This is a genomic window from Bradyrhizobium sp. BLXBL-03 (assembly GCF_051853015.1).
GTDB lineage: Bacteria > Pseudomonadota > Alphaproteobacteria > Rhizobiales > Xanthobacteraceae > Bradyrhizobium > Bradyrhizobium manausense.
Genome location: NZ_CP182470.1, coordinates 2,396,068 through 2,415,794, shown reverse-complemented (window position 1 = coordinate 2,415,794; position 19,727 = coordinate 2,396,068). Strand labels below are relative to the sequence as shown.

At 65.4% G+C, this 19,727-nt stretch carries 16 protein-coding genes and 1 other RNA gene; 4 read left to right on the top strand and 13 right to left on the bottom strand.

Going from position 1 to position 19,727, the window contains the following annotated elements; genetic code table 11:
- Nucleotides 1-234: 234 nt before the first annotated feature.
- The 7 genes from murD to rsmH all read right to left on the bottom strand — a co-directional run bounded on the left by murD (nt 235) and on the right by rsmH (nt 9,070).
- On the bottom strand, nt 235-1,632 hold the full coding sequence (gene murD / locus ACNJX9_RS11495; RefSeq protein ID WP_439408846.1) for a UDP-N-acetylmuramoyl-L-alanine--D-glutamate ligase: 1,398 nt from the start codon (nt 1,630-1,632) through the stop codon (nt 235-237).
- 118 nt (nt 1,633-1,750) lie between these two features.
- The gene (gene mraY / locus ACNJX9_RS11490; RefSeq protein WP_057754400.1) at nt 1,751-2,854 is read right to left on the bottom strand and encodes a phospho-N-acetylmuramoyl-pentapeptide-transferase; all 1,104 of its coding nucleotides are present in this window, start codon (nt 2,852-2,854) and stop codon (nt 1,751-1,753) included.
- 150 nt (nt 2,855-3,004) lie between these two features.
- Entirely contained in the window at nt 3,005-4,384 is a 1,380-nt protein-coding gene (locus ACNJX9_RS11485) for a UDP-N-acetylmuramoyl-tripeptide--D-alanyl-D-alanine ligase (RefSeq protein ID WP_439408844.1), read from the bottom strand.
- Nucleotides 4,381-5,853, bottom strand: a complete 1,473-nt coding sequence (locus tag ACNJX9_RS11480) for a UDP-N-acetylmuramoyl-L-alanyl-D-glutamate--2,6-diaminopimelate ligase (protein ID WP_439408842.1) — start codon at nt 5,851-5,853, stop codon at nt 4,381-4,383. The genes ACNJX9_RS11485 and ACNJX9_RS11480 overlap by 4 nt, the downstream gene beginning before the upstream one ends.
- A gap of 83 nt (nt 5,854-5,936) precedes the next feature.
- Entirely contained in the window at nt 5,937-7,688 is a 1,752-nt protein-coding gene (locus tag ACNJX9_RS11475) for a peptidoglycan D,D-transpeptidase FtsI family protein (RefSeq protein ID WP_439408840.1), read from the bottom strand.
- Complete coding sequence (ftsL, locus tag ACNJX9_RS11470; RefSeq protein ID WP_057754387.1) at nt 7,685-8,077, bottom strand: cell division protein FtsL; 393 nt, start codon at nt 8,075-8,077, stop codon at nt 7,685-7,687. Before ftsL ends, ACNJX9_RS11475 begins: the two co-directional genes overlap by 4 nt.
- 3 nt (nt 8,078-8,080) lie before the next feature.
- Entirely contained in the window at nt 8,081-9,070 is a 990-nt protein-coding gene (gene rsmH, locus ACNJX9_RS11465; protein ID WP_439408839.1) for a 16S rRNA (cytosine(1402)-N(4))-methyltransferase RsmH, read from the bottom strand.
- Nucleotides 9,071-9,594: 524 nt separating this feature from the next.
- On the opposite strand from rsmH, the gene ACNJX9_RS11460 reads away from it, so the two are divergent.
- Nucleotides 9,595-10,377 carry an N-acetylmuramoyl-L-alanine amidase gene (locus ACNJX9_RS11460; protein ID WP_057754380.1) on the top strand — a complete coding sequence of 261 codons (783 nt, stop codon included), beginning with the start codon at nt 9,595-9,597 and terminating at the stop codon, nt 10,375-10,377.
- 110 nt (nt 10,378-10,487) lie between these two features.
- On the opposite strand, the gene ACNJX9_RS11455 is transcribed toward ACNJX9_RS11460, so the two are convergent.
- Entirely contained in the window at nt 10,488-11,720 is a 1,233-nt protein-coding gene (locus tag ACNJX9_RS11455) for an RNA polymerase sigma factor (protein WP_057754452.1), read from the bottom strand.
- On the bottom strand, nt 11,720-12,070 hold the full coding sequence (locus ACNJX9_RS11450; protein WP_057754450.1) for a YciI family protein: 351 nt from the start codon (nt 12,068-12,070) through the stop codon (nt 11,720-11,722). The genes ACNJX9_RS11455 and ACNJX9_RS11450 overlap by 1 nt, the downstream gene beginning before the upstream one ends.
- A 148-nt stretch (nt 12,071-12,218) precedes the next feature.
- Here ACNJX9_RS11450 and rnpB point away from each other — a divergent pair.
- Nucleotides 12,219-12,636: RNase P RNA component class A (gene rnpB, locus ACNJX9_RS11445), an RNA gene on the top strand.
- A gap of 182 nt (nt 12,637-12,818) precedes the next feature.
- Here the strand turns inward: rnpB and ACNJX9_RS11440 are convergent.
- Together ACNJX9_RS11440 and ACNJX9_RS11435 are read right to left on the bottom strand one after the other, a co-directional pair.
- Nucleotides 12,819-13,532: an alpha/beta fold hydrolase gene (locus ACNJX9_RS11440; protein ID WP_439408837.1), complete on the bottom strand. Its 714-nt coding sequence runs from the start codon at nt 13,530-13,532 to the stop codon at nt 12,819-12,821.
- Between the two features lie 76 nt (nt 13,533-13,608).
- Nucleotides 13,609-14,070, bottom strand: a complete 462-nt coding sequence (locus ACNJX9_RS11435; RefSeq protein ID WP_439408835.1) for a DUF983 domain-containing protein — start codon at nt 14,068-14,070, stop codon at nt 13,609-13,611.
- A 49-nt stretch (nt 14,071-14,119) separates the two neighbouring features.
- Here ACNJX9_RS11435 and ACNJX9_RS11430 point away from each other — a divergent pair, with 49 nt between their 5' ends.
- Both ACNJX9_RS11430 and ACNJX9_RS11425 read left to right on the top strand, forming a co-directional pair.
- Nucleotides 14,120-15,496 (top strand): PLP-dependent aminotransferase family protein, encoded by a 1,377-nt coding sequence (locus ACNJX9_RS11430; protein WP_057754374.1) that lies wholly within the window; start codon nt 14,120-14,122, stop codon nt 15,494-15,496.
- A gap of 620 nt (nt 15,497-16,116) precedes the next feature.
- Nucleotides 16,117-16,860: a sulfite exporter TauE/SafE family protein gene (locus ACNJX9_RS11425; RefSeq protein ID WP_439408833.1), complete on the top strand. Its 744-nt coding sequence runs from the start codon at nt 16,117-16,119 to the stop codon at nt 16,858-16,860.
- On the opposite strand, the gene ACNJX9_RS11420 is transcribed toward ACNJX9_RS11425, so the two are convergent.
- Both ACNJX9_RS11420 and ACNJX9_RS11415 read right to left on the bottom strand, forming a co-directional pair.
- A complete protein-coding gene (locus ACNJX9_RS11420) occupies nt 16,857-18,122 on the bottom strand; it encodes an O-antigen ligase family protein (protein WP_439408831.1) in 1,266 nt (421 codons plus the stop codon). The two genes, ACNJX9_RS11425 and ACNJX9_RS11420, sit on opposite strands and share 4 nt — an antisense overlap.
- A gap of 172 nt (nt 18,123-18,294) precedes the next feature.
- Nucleotides 18,295-19,698, bottom strand: coding sequence for an MATE family efflux transporter (locus tag ACNJX9_RS11415; protein ID WP_057754363.1), 1,404 nt, complete (start codon nt 19,696-19,698; stop codon nt 18,295-18,297).
- Nucleotides 19,699-19,727 lie beyond the last annotated feature (29 nt).

The following is a 19,727-nucleotide window of genomic DNA, read 5'->3' as shown; positions in this document are numbered from 1 at the left end:
AGAGGTCCGTCCATTGGTCGCCGAGGTTGGTTACCGGAGGGTTAAGGGAATGCGGATGTTTCGAGATGAGCTCCGCAGACGCCACAAAACACTCTGTCATGCCCCGGGTCGACCGGGGCATCCAGTACGCCGCGGCCCCTCGGCTCAAGCACGGTCTCTGGAATACTGGGTCGCCCGGTGCTACTGCGCAATTGCGCACTGGCCGGGCGACGACAGCGGAGGAGCAGCCGCGCCTCACACCACCGGCTTCACGCCCGGCAGCGCCTGCACCAGTTCGCGGAACCTGGTGCCGCGGATCTCGAAATTGCGGTACTGGTCGAACGAGGCGCAGGCCGGCGACAGCAGCACGACCGCATCCGCAAGTCGCGATGCTTCCGCATCGCGCGCGGCGTGCGCGACCGCGACGTCGAGTGTCTGGCTGATCTCATGCGCGACCGAACCGAGCGTGCCGGAAAATTCCTGCGCGGCCTCGCCAATCAGATAGGCCTTGCGGATGCGCGGGAAGAATCCCGTCAGGCTGGTGATGCCGCCCGCCTTCGGCTTGCCGCCGGCGATCCAGAAAATGTCGGCAAAGGACGACAGCGCGTGGGCTGTAGCGTCGGCGTTGGTGCCCTTGGAGTCGTTGACGAACAGCACGTTGCCGCGGCGACCAACCTGCTCCATGCGATGTGCCAGGCCTGGAAAGCTGCGCAGGCCGTTCTGAAGCACGTCCTGGCCGATACCCATCGCGAGCGCGGCAGCAGCGGCGCAGGCTGCGTTCTGCGCATTGTGCAGGCCGCGCAGCGAGCCGATGCCGCCGAGCTTGGCGATCTCGCTGCGGGCGCCGCCCGCGGTCCGCACGATGCTGCCGTGCTCGACATGAATACCCGAAGCGAGCGGATTCTTGACGGAGATGCGCACCACGTTCTTGCCGGCGCGATCGAGCCGGTCGGCGATGTCGCGGCACCAGCCGTCATCAACGCCGACGATGGACGTGCCGCCTGCCTGCACGTTCGCAACCAGGCGCTCCTTCACTTCAGCGTAATGCTCGATCGTGCCGTGACGATCGATGTGGTCTTCGCTGACATTGAGCAGGATGCCGACGGAGGGATCGAGCGAGGGCGTGAGGTCGATCTGGTAGGACGACATCTCGATGACGTGGACGCGGCCCGTGCGCGGCGGCTCCAGCGACAGGATCGCGGTGCCGATATTTCCGCCCATCTGGGTGTCGTAGCCGGCAACCCTCGTCAGATGCGCGATCAAGGCCGTCGTCGTCGACTTGCCGTTGGTGCCGGTGATGGCGACGAACGGCGCGTTCGGCGCGTGACGACGCCGCTCGCGGCAGAACAGCTCGATGTCGCCGATCACCTCGACGCCTGCCTCGCGCGCCTTCAGCACGCTCCAGTGCGGCACCGGATGAGTCAGCGGCACGCCGGGCGCGAGCACCAGCGCTGCGAAATTGTCCCAGGAGGCGTTGCGCAAATCCGCGGTGATGAAACCCGCCTGCGCCGCCTTGGTGACATTCTCGGCATTGTCGTCGGCTGCGATCACTTCGGCGCCACCGGCCCTCAGCGCATGGCACGAGGCCAGCCCCGAGCCGCCGAGGCCAAACACCGCGACCGTCTTGCCGGCAAAGGATGTAACGGGGATCATGATTGGGCCTCTGTCATTCCGGGGCTCGCGCAGCGAGAACCCGGAATCTCGAGATTCCGGATCGCCGCTTCGCGCCGTCCGGAATGACGAGAATGGGGATACAGGGCCGTCACCATCATCAACGCAGCTTCAGCGTGGAAAGGCCGGCGAGCGCCAGCATCACCGAGATGATCCAGAAGCGGATCACGATCTGCGGCTCGGTCCAGCCGAGCTGCTCGAAATGGTGGTGGATCGGCGCCATGCGGAAGAAGCGCTTGCCCGTCAGCTTGAACGATACCACCTGCACGATCACCGAGACCGCCTCCAGCACGAACAGGCCCCCGATCACCGCAAGCACGATCTCGTGCTTCACCGCGACCGCGATCGAGCCCAGCATGCCGCCGAGCGCGAGCGAGCCGGTGTCGCCCATGAAGATAGAGGCCGGCGGCGCATTGAACCAGAGGAAGCCGAGCCCGGCACCCAGCAGCGCGCCGCAAAGCACCGCCAGTTCGCCGGTGCCGGCGACATATTTGATCTGGAGATAATCGGCGAACACCGCGTTGCCGGCGAGATAGGCGATCAGCCCAAAGCTCGCGGTCGCGATCATGACAGGCACGATCGCGAGGCCATCGAGACCGTCGGTGAGGTTCACGGCATTGCCGGCACCAACGATGACGAAGGCGCCGAACACCACGAAGAACCAGCCGAAATGCAGCACGGTGTCCTTCAGGAAGGGGACCGTCAGCGCGGTCGAGGCGGGATCGCGGTTCAGCCGCACCAGCGCGTAGCAGGCGACCAGCGCGATGATCGCTTCGATCAGGAGGCGCAGCTTGCCGCCGAAGCCGCTCGTGGTCTGCTTGGTCACCTTGAGGTAATCGTCATAGAAGCCGACGAAGCCAAAGCCGAGCGTCACCGCCAGCACGATCCAGACGTAAGGATTGAGCGGATTGGCCCAGAGCACCGTGGCGACGGTCAGCCCGGACAGGATCATCAGCCCGCCCATGGTGGGCGTGCCCTTCTTGGCCAGATGCGATTGCGGACCATCGGTGCGGATCGGCTGGCCCTTGCCCTGGCGGATGCGCAAATGATCGATGATCCAGGGTCCGAACAGGAACACGAACAGCGCGCCGGTGGCAATTGCACCGCCGGTTCGGAAGGTGATGTAGCGGAAGACGTTCAGAACGGTGCGCACGGCACCGAAGCCCGGAAATGTGTTGGAGAGCTCTATCAGCCAGTAAAACATTCAGTCGGTCCTATGGCGCCTTTCGCGCGGCCTTCGCTCAGGCCCCAACCTCTGACGCGCATTCTCTGGTCTTCGTCATGGGGTCGGGCGACCCCAAAGAAACCGGACGGCGCAAAGGGTGGGATTCGGAAACTGCGCCTTCCAAGCAGTTTACGCCTTTGCCTGCAAGGCGGCCACTAGGCCCGGCACAAACTTGTTGACCCAGAACATCTTCTTGCTGCCCTTGACAACCACGACATCGCCTGCCTTCAGCAGGCTAGCGACCTCGCTGGGTTTAAGTGTGGCAGGATCGTCGTGCCAGCCAAGCCCCTTGCCTGATGGAAGCGTGTCATAGAGGTGCCGCATCAGGGGACCGACGCAATAGATGCCGTCGATGCCTTGGAGATGCGAAGCCAGCGCGGTGTGGTAGCGCGGGGCATCGTCGCCCAGCTCCAGCATGTCGCCGAGCACCGCAATGCGGCGACCGCCGGTCACGTTGCGCGCCTGCAGGCTTTGCAGCGCGGCAGCGACGCTCGCCGGATTGCCGTTGAAGCTGTCGTCGATCACGGTGACGCCGCCGACCGCCTGCTCGACGCCGCGGCCGGTCATGATGCCGACGCGATCGAGCTTGATCGCGAGCGTCGCGACATCGAGATGGGCGGCGTGAACAGAGGCGAGCGCGGCGAGCGCATTCTGCACGCGGTGCGGCGCGCCCGGCGTCAGGCTGAAGGCGATCTCCTTCTTGCCGATCGCGGCCACGACCTGCCAGCTCTCGCCATGCCGCGCGTGCTTGACCTCGTGCACCTCGGCATGCTCGCCGAAGCGCACCACCTTGCCCTTCCATTCCGCCGCCTTGAGCCCGGCGGGGAGCACCAGCACGCCGTCGTCGGGCAGGCCGAGCGCGATCGACACTTTCTCGCGCCTGATCGCATCGAGCGAGCCGAGCTTTTCCAGATGCACCGGCTGGACGTTGACGACGAGCGCGACCGTCGGCCGCGTCAACTCGCTGAGCCGCGCGATCTCGCCTGGCTGGTTCATGCCCATCTCGACCACCCAAAGGCTGGCGTCTGCCTTCGCATTGCACAGCGTCAGCGGCACACCCCAGAAATTGTTGAAGCTCGACGGGCTCGCATAGGCATTGGGATAGGCCGCCAAAAATTCCTTGGTGCTCGTCTTGCCGGCACTGCCGGTCAATCCGATCACGGGGCCGTTGAAGCGTGCGCGCGCGGCGCGGGCGAGACCCCAGAGGCCGTCGATCAGCGTGTCCTTGACGACGATCTGCGGGACACTGATGCCCGCGATCTCGTGCGGCACGATCATCGCGACCGCGCCTGATGCTTCCGCCTTGTCCGCGAACTCCCAGCCATCGCGCGCACTTGCGAAGGCCGAGATGAAGCCGCCGCTCGGCGTGCCTGATAGCGCCACGAACAGACTGCCCGGCTTCACCAGGCGGCTGTCCTGGGTGACGAAGTCGATCGGGGTATCAGGGAATGATCCTGTTGCACCCAGCGCACGCGCCACCTCGGCAACCGTCCATAATGGCCCGCTCATGCGACCCTCGTTGCTAATGCGGCGGCGACCGCCTCGTGATCACTGAACGGCAGGACCTCGCTGCCGACGATCTGCCCGGTCTCGTGGCCCTTGCCGGCGATGAGCAGCGCATCGCCATCTTCCAGCTCCTCGATCGCCGCACGGATCGCGGCCGCGCGATCGCCGATTTCGCGCGCGCCCCTGGCGGTGGCGAGGATCGCGGCGCGAATGGCTTCCGGCTTCTCGCTGCGCGGATTGTCGTCGGTGATGATGACGCGATCGGCATTCTCGGCCGCGATCTCGCCCATGATCGGCCGCTTGCCGGCATCGCGATCGCCGCCGGCGCCGAAGACGACGATCAGTCTCCGCCTGGCGTAAGGCCGCAGCGCCTGCAGCGCCTTCGCCAGCGCATCGGGCTTGTGCGCATAGTCGACGAAGACAGGCGCGCCGTTACGCTCCCCGACCCGCTCGAGCCGTCCCTTGGCGCCTTCCAGATGTTCGAGGCTCGCAAACACATGGGCTGCATCGCTGCCGGTGCCGATGGCAAGGCCGGCCGACACCAGCGCGTTCTCGATCTGGAATTCACCGACCAGCGGCAGCCGGACTGCATGATGTTTGCCGCGATGTTCGAGGCTGAGCCTTTGCGAAAAGCCTTCGACCACGGCCTCGAGGAGGCGGATACCCTCGCCTGCCCCATCGCCGTTGCGTCCCACCGCCATCACATGCAGACCACGCGTCTTCGCCGCGTCGATCGCCTCCGCCGAGCAATCATGATCGGCCGAGATCACCGCGGCGCCACCCGATGGAATGAGTTCGCGGAACAGCCTGAGCTTTGCTGCAAGATAGTGCGCGACGGTCGGATGGTAATCCATATGGTCGCGCGACAGGTTGGTGAAGCCGCCGGCGGCGATGCGCACGCCGTCGAGGCGATATTGATCGAGGCCGTGCGACGAGGCTTCGAAGGCGAGATGCGTCACGCCTTCCCGCGCGATCTCATCGAGCTGCCGGTGCAGCGCGATCGGATCGGGCGTCGTCAGCGAACCGTAGACGGTGCGCTTGGGCGAGACGAGACCGATGGTGCCGATGCTGGCCGAAGCGTGGCCGAGCCGTTCCCAGATCTGGCGCGTGAACGCGGCGACCGAAGTCTTGCCGCTGGTGCCGGTGACCGCCGCGATCGTCGCAGGCTGGGCCGGGAAAAATCTGGCCGCCGCCAGCGCCAGCGCGCGACGCGGATTGGCGACCGTGATGAACGGGACCTTGCAGCCGTCGGGTGCGTGATCCCCGACCACGGCCAGCGCGCCGGCCGCGATGGCCGCGTCGATGAAGCGCGCACCGTCAGTCTTGCTGCCTGCGAGCGCAAAGAAGAGATCGCCCGGCTTGACCGCGCGGCTGTCGAGCGCAACGCCCGTCACCTCGAGCGCCCCCGCTATAGGCTCGATCGCGGCTTCATGGCCCAAAGCATCTTGGCCTAAGAGGTCACGCAGCTTCATGGTCTTCCAGTCGACATGCCGCGCCGGAACGCCGAATCGTCAGGAAAAGCCGAATCAGCGGCGGCGGCGGCCACCCCAGTTGATTACTGGGTTGTCCTGGATGCTGCAAGAATAAGGCGGTCCGCGGGCGGCAAGTCGTAGCGGGGCTCGATGCCGAGCAGCGGCCCGATCCGGGTGATGACGTTGCCGGCGGTGGGAACAGCGTTCCAGCCCGAGGTGATGAAGCCGTAGGTCTCCTTCAGCGGCTGCGGCTCGTCGAGCATGATCAGGAGCTGGTACTTTGGCTTGTCCGCCGGCAGGATCGCGGTGAACGCGGTCAGCACTTTCTTCTTGGCATAGCGGCCATTGATCACCTTTTCCGCGGTGCCGGTCTTGCCGCCGATATAGTAACCGGGAACGTTGGCCCTCTTGGCGGTGCCGATCTCAGCATTGAGCCGCATCAGGAACCGCATCTTGTCCGACGTCTCGGGCTTGATCACGCGCTTGGCGACCGCCCGCGCCTCCTCTTCCGACCGCTTGAGGAAGGTCGGCGGAATCAGCAGGCCGCCATTGGCCAGCGCGCTGACGCCCATCACGGCCTGCAACGGCGCCACGGCCATGCCGTGGCCGAACGAGATGGTGATGGTGTTCAGATCGCCCCAGCGTTTCGGCACGATCGGCGAGGCGCTTTCCGGCAATTCGGTCCGCAGCCGTTCGAGCTGGCCCATCTTGCGCAGGAAGGCCTTGTGGGCCTCGACGCCCTGCGACAGCGCGATGCGCGCGGCGCCGACGTTGGAGGAGAAGGTGAACACCTCTTTCATGCTCAGGAAGCGGCCCTTCGGCTCGTCGTCATGAATCGCGAACTTGCCGTAGTGCAGCGGCCCGCGCGCATCCCACATCGAATCGAGGCCGTACTTGCCGGTATCGAGCGCCATCGCGAGCGTGAAGGCCTTGAACGTCGACCCCATTTCGTAGACGCCCGTGGTCAGACGGTTGATACGGTCAGGGTCGTGGGCTTCCTTGGGATTGTTCGGGTCGAAATCCGGCACCGACACCATGGCGATGATTTCGCCGGTGTTGACATTGGTGACGAGGCCGGAGGCCGCCTTGGTGTGGAACTTTTCCTTGGCCTTCAGCAGTTCGTCGCGCAAGGCGTGCTCGACGCGCAGATCGACCGACAGTTCGACCGGCTTTTGCAGGCGATCGGTCGCAAAACCGGCGCGATGGAGATCGGCGAGGCCCTGGTTGTCGAGCCACTTCTCCATGCCGGCGATGCCCTGGTTGTCGATATTGACCAGACCAATGAGGTGGGCGACCTCGTTGCCGGTCGGATAGACACGCTTGTTCTCGCGCAGGAAGCCGATGCCGGGAATGCCGAGCTTGTGGATGTCCTGCTGCTGCTTTGCCGTGATCTCGCGCTTCAGCCAGACGAAGCCCTTGCGCGTTTTCAGGCGGTCACGCACCTCGGCCTCGTCGAGATCGGGCACGGTCGCGGTCAACAGCTCGATCGCCTCGTCCTTGTCGATGATGCGGCGCGGCTCGCCGAACATGCTGGCGGCCTTGACGTCGGTCGCGAGGATCGCGCCGTTGCGGTCGACGATGTCGGGCCGGGCGGTCGCAACCACTTCCTGCGAGGCGGCACGACGCGCGCCGTGGGCGTCGGCGCCGATCGCGAACATCACGAGGCGGCCGGCGATCAGGGTGTAGACGGTGGCAAAGGCGAGTATCGCAAGGCCGACGCGCGCACGCGCTTTCGCGGCGCGATCGACATTGCGCCCGTAGAGGAGGCTGCGGATCAGACGCTGGCGCCAAGGCTCGGCTGGCCGCGCGGAGGGTTTGGCCGGAACAGCGCTCATTGCTTGTCCTCGGGCTGGGGCACCGAGCCGGTCACGCTATCGGGATCGCTCGCGGCTTCGATGGTGTTGATCATGGACCCGATCGGATCAGGCTCGCCCGGCCGGAACATCCGCGGCGGACGATCCGGCAGGTTCTTCAGTGAATCATATTGCGTGCCATTGACGGGCTTGAGCGGCAGATGCCGCTCGACCAGGCCTTGCAGGCGCAAGGGCGCATCGAGCTTGGCCCATTCGGAGCGCAGCTGCGCGATCGCATCGCGCTGCTCGCGGATCTCCGCATGCAGCCGCAGCACCTTCTCGGTGCGCGCGGTGGAATCCATCTTGATCCGGTAGACATAGGCCGCCGCAAAGATCAGCGCGCCGATGACGAGAAGGTGGATGAAGCGCATCTGCTAGCCGCCCCTCATCACGTCGGAGAGTTTTGGCCAGGACGATGGCTCGTCGTCATGATGCGCAGGCGCCGTGGTGCGCTCGGCGGCGCGCAGCTTTGCGGAACGCGCCCGCGGATTGTGCGCGACTTCTGCCTCGCCGGCGATCACGGGCCGCCGCGTCAGCAGGTGGAAGCTCGGTGCTGTTTGCGCCACCTCCGGCAGATGCCGCGAGCCGCCGCCGGTCTTGGAACGCTCTGCGAGGAAATTCTTGACGATGCGGTCTTCCAGCGAATGGAAGGAAACCACGACGAGACGGCCGCCGGGCTTGAGCACGCGCTCAGCCGCGGCGAGCGCGGTCTGGAGTTCTTCGAGCTCTTCGTTGACGAAGATGCGCAGCGCCTGGAACGTCCGCGTCGCCGGGTGAATCTCACCGGGCTTCGAGCGCACCACGCGGCCGACGAGATCGGCGAGCGCGCGCGTGGTGGTGAACGGCGTCTCCTGCCGGTCCGCCACAATGGCACGGGCGATTCGGCGCGAATGCCGTTCTTCTCCGAAGAGGTAGATGATGTCCGCGAGATCGCCTTCCGAGGCACGCGCGACGATTTCGGCGGCCGTCGGCCCGGTCTGCCCCATCCGCATATCGAGCGGACCGTCGAGACGGAACGAGAAGCCGCGACCAGCCTGGTCGAGCTGCATCGAGGACACCCCGACATCCATCACGACGCCGTCGACCGTCTCGACGCCTTGTGCGGCGCAGACTTCGGCAAGATTCGAGAAACGGTCTTCGACCAGTGCCAGCCGGCCCGAAGCGCTCGCAACCAACTCGGCGCCGCCGGCAATCGCGGTGCGATCGCGATCGATCGCGATGACCTGGGTTCCCGGCACATCGAGGATGGCGCGGCTGTAGCCGCCGGCCCCGAAGGTGGCATCGACATAGATGCCGCCCTCGCGCGGCGCGAGATGCGCGACCGCCTCGACGCCGAGCACGGGAATGTGCGGCGCGTCGCTCATGCGTCGCGCCGGTCGGGCAGACAGGTGAAATCGGCGGCGAAGCAGCCCATCACGCCTCGAATAACTCCGCGTCGCGGCGGTTCCACGACAAAGCCCCTCTTCAGCATGCTTGCCAGCATGCGCGCCGCGCCCGGTCGTCCCAGGCGTCAATCCCGGTGTTCCCAGTGGAAAATGTCGGGCAGCCATGGGGATTCGAGCCAAAAACGCTTTTGGCCGCCTCCGGACGCGGGTCGGCTCTTCACCTCTCAGTAACGGCGCTTAGCATTAAGAAAGCGTTGATCGGCTCACGACATCTCGAAAAGGTGCCTGGGTGGTGATGCGTCATCCACACACCAGGCGCAAAATGCACGCATTAACCGACCTGCGCGATTGCGCGGACCGGACAGTAAAGAAATAGTAAAGAGAAGGGCTTGGCCCAGCCGTCCTCCGATTCTGAGCTGTTTATGTCGTCCGGTCCGTCAACACCGTCGGGTACTGATTCGAAGCGTCAGCGCGTTCTCCCGGTTCCAAAGGCCGCGGCGAACATGCGGACGTTCGAGCCGGATTCGTCGATCGTCTCGGACATCATCCCGTCGCCCAATCACGGCGAGCGCAATAAGGGACGGCAGATCGACATGATCTTGCTGCACTACACCGGCATGCCCGACGTCGAGGGCGCGCTGGCGCGGCTGTGCACGGCCGGCACCGAGGTGTCGGCCCATTATGTCGTGCTGGAGGACGGCCGCATCGTGCAATGCGTACCCGAATCGCGCCGCGCCTGGCACGCCGGCGTCTCGTCCTGGGCCGGCGAGGACGACATCAACTCCTGCTCGATCGGGATCGAGATCATCAATCGCGGCCACGATTGGGGCTACCCGGAATATCCGCTGCGCCAGATCGCGGCCGTCATCGCGCTGTGCCGCGGCATCATGCTCCGCCGCAAGGTAGCGCCGCAGCGCGTGCTCGGCCATTCCGATGTCGCGCCCGCACGCAAGAAGGATCCCGGCGAAAAATTTCCCTGGCATTCCCTGGCTAATTCCGGCGTCGGTCACTGGGTGACGCCGGCGCCAATCGTGCGCGGCGAGACCCTGATGCTCGGCACCATCAGCGACGCGGTGCTGAACCTGCAGCAGGCGCTCGCACGCTATGGTTATGGCGTGCCGCTGTCAGGCAAGTACGATGCCGCGACCATGGAAGTCGTTACCGCCTTCCAGCGCCACTTCCGCCCCGCGCGCCTGGATGGTATTGCCGATCACTCGACGCTGTCGACGCTGCAGGCGCTGCTGGCGAGCCTGCCGGCCGATGGGACCGCTGCCGCGTCGAAGTGACGGCGAAGCCGTCATTGCGAGGAGCTCTTGCGACGAAGCAGTCCAGAGTGTCTCCGCGGAACGATTCTGGATTTGCTTCGCTGCGCTCGCAATGACGGAGTTTGTGGCACCTACCCCATCTCCCTCACCCGCCGCGCATACAGACGCCGCAACGGTTCCAACTGCGTTGCCGCCGTCGCTGCCGCATAGGCCTCGCGCGCTTCCTGCTTCCGCTCGAGGCGCCGCAGCAAATCCGCGCGCACGGCCGGCAGCAACTCGTAGCCGTCAAGGCCGCCGCGCGCGGTGATCGCCTCGACGAGATCGAGCGCGCGGGCAGGGCCGTCGACCATCGACACGGCGGCGGCGTGGTTGAGCTCGATCACCGGTGACGGATTGATGCGCAACAGCACTTCATAGAGCCCGGCGATCTGCGGCCAGTCGGTCGCCTCGAAACTCGGCGCGCGAGCATGCAGTGCGGCGATCGCGGCTTGCACCGCATAGGGCTGCGGCCGGCCCGGCAGGCGCAGCGCGTCGTCGACGAGACGCAAGCCTTGCTCGATCTGCGCGCGATCCCACAGCGAGCGGTCCTGCTCTTCGAGAAGGACGATGTCGCCGGCCGCGGTCTCGCGGCCAGCGCGGCGCGCATCGTGCAACAGCATCAACGCCAGCAGGCCCTTGATTGCGGCGCGATCGGGCATCAGACGGTCGAGCAGGCGCGCGAGCCTGATTGCCTCAGTCGCGAGATCGGGCCGCATCAGGTCGGCGCCCGAGGTTGCGACATAACCCTCGGTAAAGACGAGATAGATCACGGCGAGCACGCCGTCGAGCCGCGGCACCAGCGCCTCGCGCTCCGGCACCTCATAGGGGATGCCGGCGAGCCTGATCTTCTGCTTGGCGCGGACGAGCCGCTGCGCCATCGCATCCTCACCGACGAGGAACGCCCGCGCGACCTGCGCGGCAGAGAGGCCGCAGACGGTGCGCAGCGTCAGCGCGACCTGCACCTCGGCTGCGAACGCCGGATGGCAACAGGTGAAGATCAGCCGCAGCATGTCGTCGTCGAGCATCGCCGGCGGCTCGGCCGGCGTATTCGCGTTGAGCTCGAGCTCATGCAGGAGCGCCTGCTGCTTGCCGCGAAAGGCGGCCTGGCGCCTGATACGGTCGATCGCCTTGTTGCGGCCGACATTGACGAGCCAGGCGCGCGGATTGTCGGGGATTTCGCCGGCCGCCCAGCGCTCCAGCGCGACCGCGAACGCATCTTGCAGCGCGTCCTCGGCCAAATCGAAATCACCGACGAGGCGGATCAGGGTGGCCAGCGCCCGCCCCGCCTCGTCGCGGAAGATCCTGTCGATGTCGCTTGGTGTGATCAATTGTAGATCATGACCGGCCGGACCTCGATCGAACCCCGCTTCGCCTCGGGAACTCGCGCGGCGAGCGCAACGGCCTCGTCGAGATCCTTGGCCTCGACCAGGTAATAGCCGCCGAGCTGCTCGCGCGTTTCCGCGAACGGACCGTCGGTGGTCATGGTCTTGCCGTCGCGCACGCGCACCGTGGTCGCCGTCGTGGTCGGCTGCAGGCCGTCGCCGGCCTTGAAATGGCCGCTCTGGATGATCGACTGCGTGTAGGCGCCGTATTCTCCCATCAGCTTCTGGCGGTCGGCGGCGCTCATGTCGGTCATGTAGTTTTCGTTCCGGTAGATCAGCAGCAGATATTGCATCGCTTCACTCCTGTGGTTCGGCGGGATCGCCGACATCAGTCGAACGGGGCCGGCACCAAACGACATCTTCAGGATAAATTATTTGCGCCGCGCGTGCGCCACGATCTTGGCTTGACGAAACCGTCACAAATGCCCATTGCGTTGTCAGTCAGTCGGCCGGACGGCCGCTCCGGCAGGTGCCGAAAGGCCGCCGGGGAGGAAAGTCCGGGCTCCCTTGACATACGGTGCCGGATAACGTCCGGCGGGGGCGACCCCAGGGAAAGTGCCACAGAGAACGAACCGCTCCCTCCTCGGAGGAAGTAAGGGTGAAAAGGTGCGGTAAGAGCGCACCGCGGGTCCGGCAACGGAGCCGGCATGGTAAACCCCACCGGGAGCAAAACCGAATAGGGACGGCGTAGCGGGCTGTTCGCTTTGAGCGATAACGCCGCGGGGCGATGTCAGGCCCGCCGTCCGGGTAGGTTGCTCGAGGCCGTGTGCAAACATGGTCCCAGAGGAATGGCCGTCACGTATCGCCTGCGCAAGCAGGCGGTGCCCTACAGAACCCGGCTTACAGGCCGGCTGATATCTTGCAACGAGGGGTTCGATGCTAGCGCATCGGACCCCTCACCATTTTGGACGCGCAACCATTCAATTGCCGTCATTCCGGGGCTCGCGAAGCGAGAGCCCGGAATCCATCGTGCGACAGAGTTGGTGGAGGGACGGATTCCGGGCTCGCGACTTCGTCGCGCCCCGGAATGACGGCTGTGGGTTAAGCCACGATCTCCTGCAACACACCCATCAACGCCTCTGGCGCCGTCACGTTCGGCGCGTGGCTGGCGTCGAGCTCGAAATAGCGCCAACCATCCTCGCTCTTCGCGCGCCTTGCGAATTGGCCGAACACGTCGCCCGGCGGAATGCGGGCGCAATAGATGTAGCTCCGCGGCATCGCCGGTTCGCCGTGCTGAAGCTTCAGCTTCGTTTCGAAACATTTGATCGGCATGTTGATGCGGCGCGCGTTGAGCCAATCGAGATCGGCCTGCGGCGTATCTGATGGCGGCGGGTTCGGCGGGATGCGGTAGCCATCGCCGGCGGCGGCTGCCTTGCGCATCGGCTCGCGTCCAGCTTCGTTGAGATCGAACAGCGACTGGCCGTCACGCGGCACGAAGGCGTCAAGATAGATCAGTTGCGTGATGCGCTCACGCGCGCGGTCGGCAACGCCGGTCGCGACCATGCCGCCATAGCTGTGGCCGAGCAGCACGATGTCGTCGAGATCCTCAAACTTGATGACACCCAGGATGTCCTGGATGTGCGTGTCGAGATCAACAGGGGGACTGGCAAGATGCGCACGCTCGCCGAGCCCGGTGTAGGTCGGCGCGACCAACCGGTGACCCGCCTGCGCCATCAGCGGATGCATCTTCCGCCACGACCAGCCGCCGGACCACGCGCCATGACAGAGCAGGAAGGTTGTTGCGCGTGCGGCCATCGGCGTTTCCATCGTTCTCGTTTTGACGCGATGGAGTGTAGCGATGGCCGGCGCGATGTAAACGCCGCGAGCCGCCTCAGGCCGCGCGCGGCGCCTTCACCAGCACGGGCGCAAGCCGGCCCGCTTCGCGCCGCAGCTTGCTCGCCTCGAACCCGTGCATGCCGATCTGCCACTGCAGGCCGACGATGGCGCCCTTGGTCGGTTGCAGCAGCGCGAGCGAGGCAAACAGCGTCACCGGCAGCCACACCGCCAGTTGCAGCCAGACCGGCGGCGCATAGGCGGTCTCGACCGCGAGGATCGCCGGCACCACGAGATGGCCGACCACAACCATCACCAGGTAGGCCGGAAAATCGTCGGCGCGCTGGTGGGACAGCTCCTCGCCGCAATGATCGCAGGCGTGAGCCACTTTCAGGAAACGGCCGAACATATGCCCTTCGCCGCAGTTCGGGCACTTGCCGCGAAAACCGCGCCACATCGCCTTTGCCAGAGAAACTGAACCGGTCGCCATGACGACACCTCTTCCGTTTTGCTGATCCATACAATAATATATAGTTTCCATACATTCAAAGGATATGGACCCAAATTGCATGGATTGGACCCCTACAATCTCGGAGCTGTCAGGGCCGCGCTACCAGCGCATCGTCGAGGCCATGGAGGCCGACATCGCCGCCGGCCGGCTGGTGCGGGGACAGCAACTGCCGACGCAGCGCGCGCTGGCCAAAGCGCTGGGCATTGACCTCACCACGGTGACGCGCGCCTACACCGAGGCGCGGCGCCGCGGCATCATGGAGGCCCGGGTCGGCCAGGGCTCGTTCGTGTCGGAGACCAGCGCGCGCCGCGCCGTCGACCTGCCGCATCCGCTCGCGATCGATCTGTCGATGAACGTGCCGCCGCATCCGCTGGAGGCGCAGCTCGACGAGCGCATCCTCGCCGGCCTTGAGGCCCTTCGCGCGCAATCGGGTCTGACCGCGTTCCTGAACTACCAGCCGCCGGGCGGCAGCGCGCATGAGCGCGAGGTCGCCGCGCGCTGGATGCGCTCGCGCGTTCCACATGCGCAGGCCGACAAGCTCGTGATCTTTCCCGGCGCGCAGACGATCCTGTTCAACCTGCTCGCGCACCTTGCGCGGCCGGGTGACGTCGTGCTGACGGAGGCTCTCACTTTCCCTGGCATCAAAGCGGCGGCGGCGCAGCTCGGCGTCAGGCTCGTCGGCGTCGCCATGGATGACGGCGGCATCTTGCCCGATGCGCTGGCGAAGGCATGCCGCAGCTACAAGCCGAAGGCTGTCTATCTCATTCCGACGTTGCACAATCCGACCACCGCGACGCTCTCCGCCGATCGTCGTAACGCCATCGCAAAGATCGTCCGCGATGCCGATACAGACCTGATCGAAGATGATGCCTACGGGCTGCTCGAGCGATCGGCCTCGCCGATTGCGAACCTCATCCCTGACAGGACATATCTCGCGACCACACTGTCAAAATGCATCGCGCCGGCGCTGCGCGTTGCCTATCTGCTCGCGCCCGACAGCGGCGCGCAGCTTCAGATGCGAGGCCATCTGCAAGCGACCGTGCAGATGCCCGCACCGCTGATGGTCGCGCTGGTGACGCACTGGCTCGAGGGTGGAATCGCCGACCGCATCATCACGGCCATCCGCAGCGAGGCCGTCGGCCGCCAGCAATTGGCGCAGCGCGCGCTGAAGGGGTTTCAGTTCCAGGCCAGGCCCGCCGCGCATCATTTGTGGCTGCGGCTGCCGGAGGGATTGGGCCGCCGCGATGTCACCGCGCAGCTGCTGCGCGAAGGGCTCGCCGTCGTGGCGAGCGACTCTTTCGTGGTCGATGGCGACCCGCCGAATGCGGCGCGGCTGTCGCTCGGCGCCGCGCGCAATCGTGCGGAACTCACGCAAGCACTCCGGATTCTGACCGGCGCCCTGCAAAGACCCGCTGATACCAGGCAGATCGTCTAAGGCGCGTTAGCCACCCTGTCTCACGCTGTCGAGAAATTGCTCGCGTTCGCCGGGTGCGTAACCCTGGGAATCTCGCGGATACATTCCATAGTCTTCACCGTATGGTGCCCCGCGGGGGTAGATCGCCGGCCCGGATGGCGCGTAACCAAAAGCCGAAGCGGGGTCCGAGGCGCCCTGATCGGGACGAACAATATGGTGCCGGTGCGCGTGGTGCACCGTGGCCGCGTTCACAGAGCCCGCCAAGGCGATCAAGAGGCTCGAAGCCAGAATCATACGCATCGTTTTTCCTCCAATCGACAGCCGCCCGCCTCAGATACGAATCGGGTCGCGCTTTTCCAACAAGGAGAGGGTTCACGATTAATCACATCGGTGGCATCACCGGCGCGCCCCACCTATGGTTGTTGTCCATTGTCCACCCTGGACTGCGGAATCCGCGGGGCTACGCTCATCGAGCCGCGAACCCGAACTCCTATGCGGACGACCTGGGCCGGGCATGTCGTTCGAAAATGCCCGACGATTGCAGGCCGCGGTTGCGTGCAAGCATGCATTGACCGTCACGTCCGTGGCCGTGCTATGCACGGTGCGGTGATCACGAGATCGCGCCAACAGGAACCTAAGGCTTGGAAACGTTCACGATTGCGCTGCTGCTGTTCGGCGCGCTGGCCGGTGGCTTCGTCTCGGGGCTGGCCGGGTTCGGCACGGCGCTGATGGCGCTCGGCATCTGGCTCTATGTTCTGCCGCCCTCGCTCGCGGTGCCCTTGGTGCTGATCTGCTCGGTGATCGCGCAGAGTTCGACGCTGCCATCGATGTGGAAGAGCTTTGACCTCTCGCTGGTGTGGCCGTTCCTGATCGGCGGGTTGATCGGCGTACCGATCGGGACCACGCTGGTCGCCTCCGCCGATCCCAAGGTGTTCAGGCTGAGCGTCGGCGTCCTCTTGCTGATCTTCTCGAGCGCGCTGTACTTCAACAAGAAGCAGTTCGCCGTGACCTTCGGCGGCCGCATCGCCGATGGCGCGATCGGCTTTGCCGGCGGTATTCTGGGCGGCCTTGCCGGCCTGTCCGGTCCGCTCCCGATCCTGTGGGCCAACATCCGTGGTTGGAACAAGCACGAGCGGCGCGGCATCTTCCAGTTGTTCAATTTCACCGTGCTTGCGACCGCGCTGATGCTGCAGGCGGCCTCGGGCCTGGTCGCATTCAAGGTGGTCTGGCTCGCGATGGTCGCATTCCCGGGCACGCTGATCGGCGCCTGGCTGGGAGCGCGTGTCTATCACGCGCTCAGCGACAAGCATTTTGGCGACGTCGTGCTAGGCCTGTTGTTCCTGTCGGGCGCGACGCTGGTCTGGAACAGCGTCAATGCGTTCTAGCTCTTCTTCGCCAGCGCCATGCCGCCTGCGACACCGACACCAAGCACATAGATCCAGCCCGGCGTGAAGTCGAACAAATGGGTGTTGAGCAGCGAGGACAGCATGTTCTGCACCACGACCAACAGGCCGATCCAGCAGGCAAGCCCCTCGCCACGGAACATCAGCAAATGCGCAAACCACAGCGCGTAGAGCACCAGGACGCCCACCACGCCCCATTGCACCGCAACGCTTAGCGTCTGATTGTGCGGATTGCTGACGATCTCGCTGCGCAGCGGATCGACCTCCACATCCGCAGCCGCACCCGCGAACAGAGCGCGGATCGAGCCGGTGCCGTGGCCAAGCAACGGCGCGTCTGCAATGAAGCCCAGGGATTTGCGCCAGTACTCCAGACGCGAGCCCATGCCGCTCACCTGCTTGTCCTCCACGCTGATCTCGTAGTCGCCCTGGAATTTCGCAACGGTCACGCGCAGATGCGGCGAGACCGCCCAGAGGAATACAGCCAACAAGGCCATCGCGCCCGCGGCCAGCAAGGCGGCGCGCCAACGCAGATGCAGGAGAGCAAAGACCACGAGCAGGATCGGCAGCGTCACCAGCGCGGTGCGCGAGACCACGACAAACATCATGTTGACGAGAAAGCCGGTCGCGATGGCCGCGAGCACTATCGCGGTGCGGACGCGTCCCTTTCGAAACAGCGTCACGATCGGATAGATCAAGGCAATCGCGCAGAGGGCGAACTCCTGGCTCTGATCGATATAGTTGCGCACGGCGATCCCGCTCTCGACCTTGTACGGTCCGCGCGACAGATAGAGCTTCAGCGACAGATCGGGGTCAACAGCCACGGCGAAGGAGACCAGCATGACCAGCGCGCAGGACGCCAGAAAGGCCGCGAGCACCCAGATGCCGTAGGGCCAACGCTCGAACTGGTAGATCAGGAGCGGGATCACCAGGAGCTTCAACACCGGCCCGATCGCATGAATTCTTTCCGGCCATGGGGCACCCGACCAGAGCATGCCGACAGCTGCGAGGACCACCAGCGCGATCGGCAGCAGACTGACCGGACGCAGCAGCGAGCGCGGAAAGTCGCGCAGATCGAGGAACGCGAAGGCAATCAGCCAGGGGATCAGCGCGAACGTCGTCCCGGTCGTCGTCCACGGCAGCAGCAACGCGATCAGCGCGACGAAACGAGCCGGCGTGCGGTAGCGCGCCGCCCAGATCGCCGAGACCCAGGTCGCCGGCCGCCCCTCGTCCGCCACTCCGCCCATTCGTCCCTTCGACAACCCATTCCCGCGGCCCGGGAAGTTAGCCGGAGCCGCGGGGATGGAACAAGCCGCCGCTAGAGCATGATCCGGAAAAGTGTGAAGCGGTTTTCCGAAAAGATCATGCTCAAACAAAGAGCTAAAGCGCGATGACGATTCAATCCAATCTCATCGCGCTTTAGGCCGGCTCGCGTGCCAGAGGCGCGCCGGGCTCGGGACTCGCCGGCGCTTCAGCTTTCTCCTCCGGCGTCACCAGCCGCTTCCTGAACTCACGGCGCAGCAGCCACAGGCTCTGGACAGCCTGGAGCGTCGTCGCCGCATTCGACATGTACCAGACGTATTCGATCCGAAAGCCCGGCCGTGTCGAGAGCCAGATCGCCGGCAACGAGTAAGTGAGGACGCGCGTCGCCGAGCTCCACAGCACCGGCTTGGTGTTGCCGAGGCCCTGGAACATGCTGGAGCAGACGAAGATCAATCCCTGCGCCACCATGTTCAGCGAGATCATCTTCAGGAACAGCAACGCGACCCTCATGGTCTCCGGATCATTCGAGAAGCCGGCGAGCAGCAATCCGGGCGCGAGCTGCACGAACACAGTGAGCATGATCATCACGGCCGTCGCGATCAGCGCCGCCTTGACGAAGGTCTCCCGCACCCGCTCGCTGTTGCCCGCGCCGAAGTTCTGGCCGGCAATCGGCCCTGCCGCGAGTGCGACGGCGAGGGCCGGCATCTGGATCAAGCCGATGACGCGCGTGCCGATGCCAAAGCCGGCCTGGGCCGCCGGACCAAGGTCTCGCAGCACGTAGTAGATCGCGGCCATGAAGATGAAGATCATCACGAACTCGCCGCCCGCGGGCAGGCCCACATTAAGGATCCGTTTCCATTCCCGCAGCCGTGGACGCCACTGCGCCGGATGGAACGCGACGTAGCGCTCCAGCCTGTGGAAATACGCGAACAGCATCAGCACGCCGATGAACACGGCGATCGAGCTTGCCAGACCCGCTCCGGCGACACCGAAGGCGTATCCGGTGCCCCAGCCGGTGATCAGGACCGGCGCCAGCGCGATGTTGAGGAGCACGGCGAGCACCTGCACCAGCATGCTCGGCCGCACGATGCCGGTGGCCCGCAGCGCCGCCCCCATCACCTGCGTCACGAATTGCAGCGCCAACGCCGGCATGAACCAGTGCAAATAGGTGGCGCCGGCCTCGATCGTGGCCGCGTCGACCGAGATCGCTCGCATATAGGGGCGCGCCAGCGCCAGGCCGCCGAGCAGCGTCAGCAGCCCTGACAGCACCGACAGCACGACCGACTGGTTGAAGATCATATTGGCGTCGGCGCGATCCTTGCGGCCAACGGCGTGCGCGATCAGCGCGACCGCGCCGACGCCTAGCATCTGCATCAGCGCGTTGACGAGGAAGCCGGCGTTGCCGGCCGCGGCGACGCCGGCAACCGCGGCATCGCCGAGCCCGGACACGAAGTACAGGTCGACGAGCTGGCAGATCATGATCGTGATCATGCCCGCCACGATCGGTGGCGCCATGCTCAGGATGTGGCTCACGATGGAGCCGCGCGTCAGGTCCTTCATGTCATTCCATCCTCGACGACGCGACGACG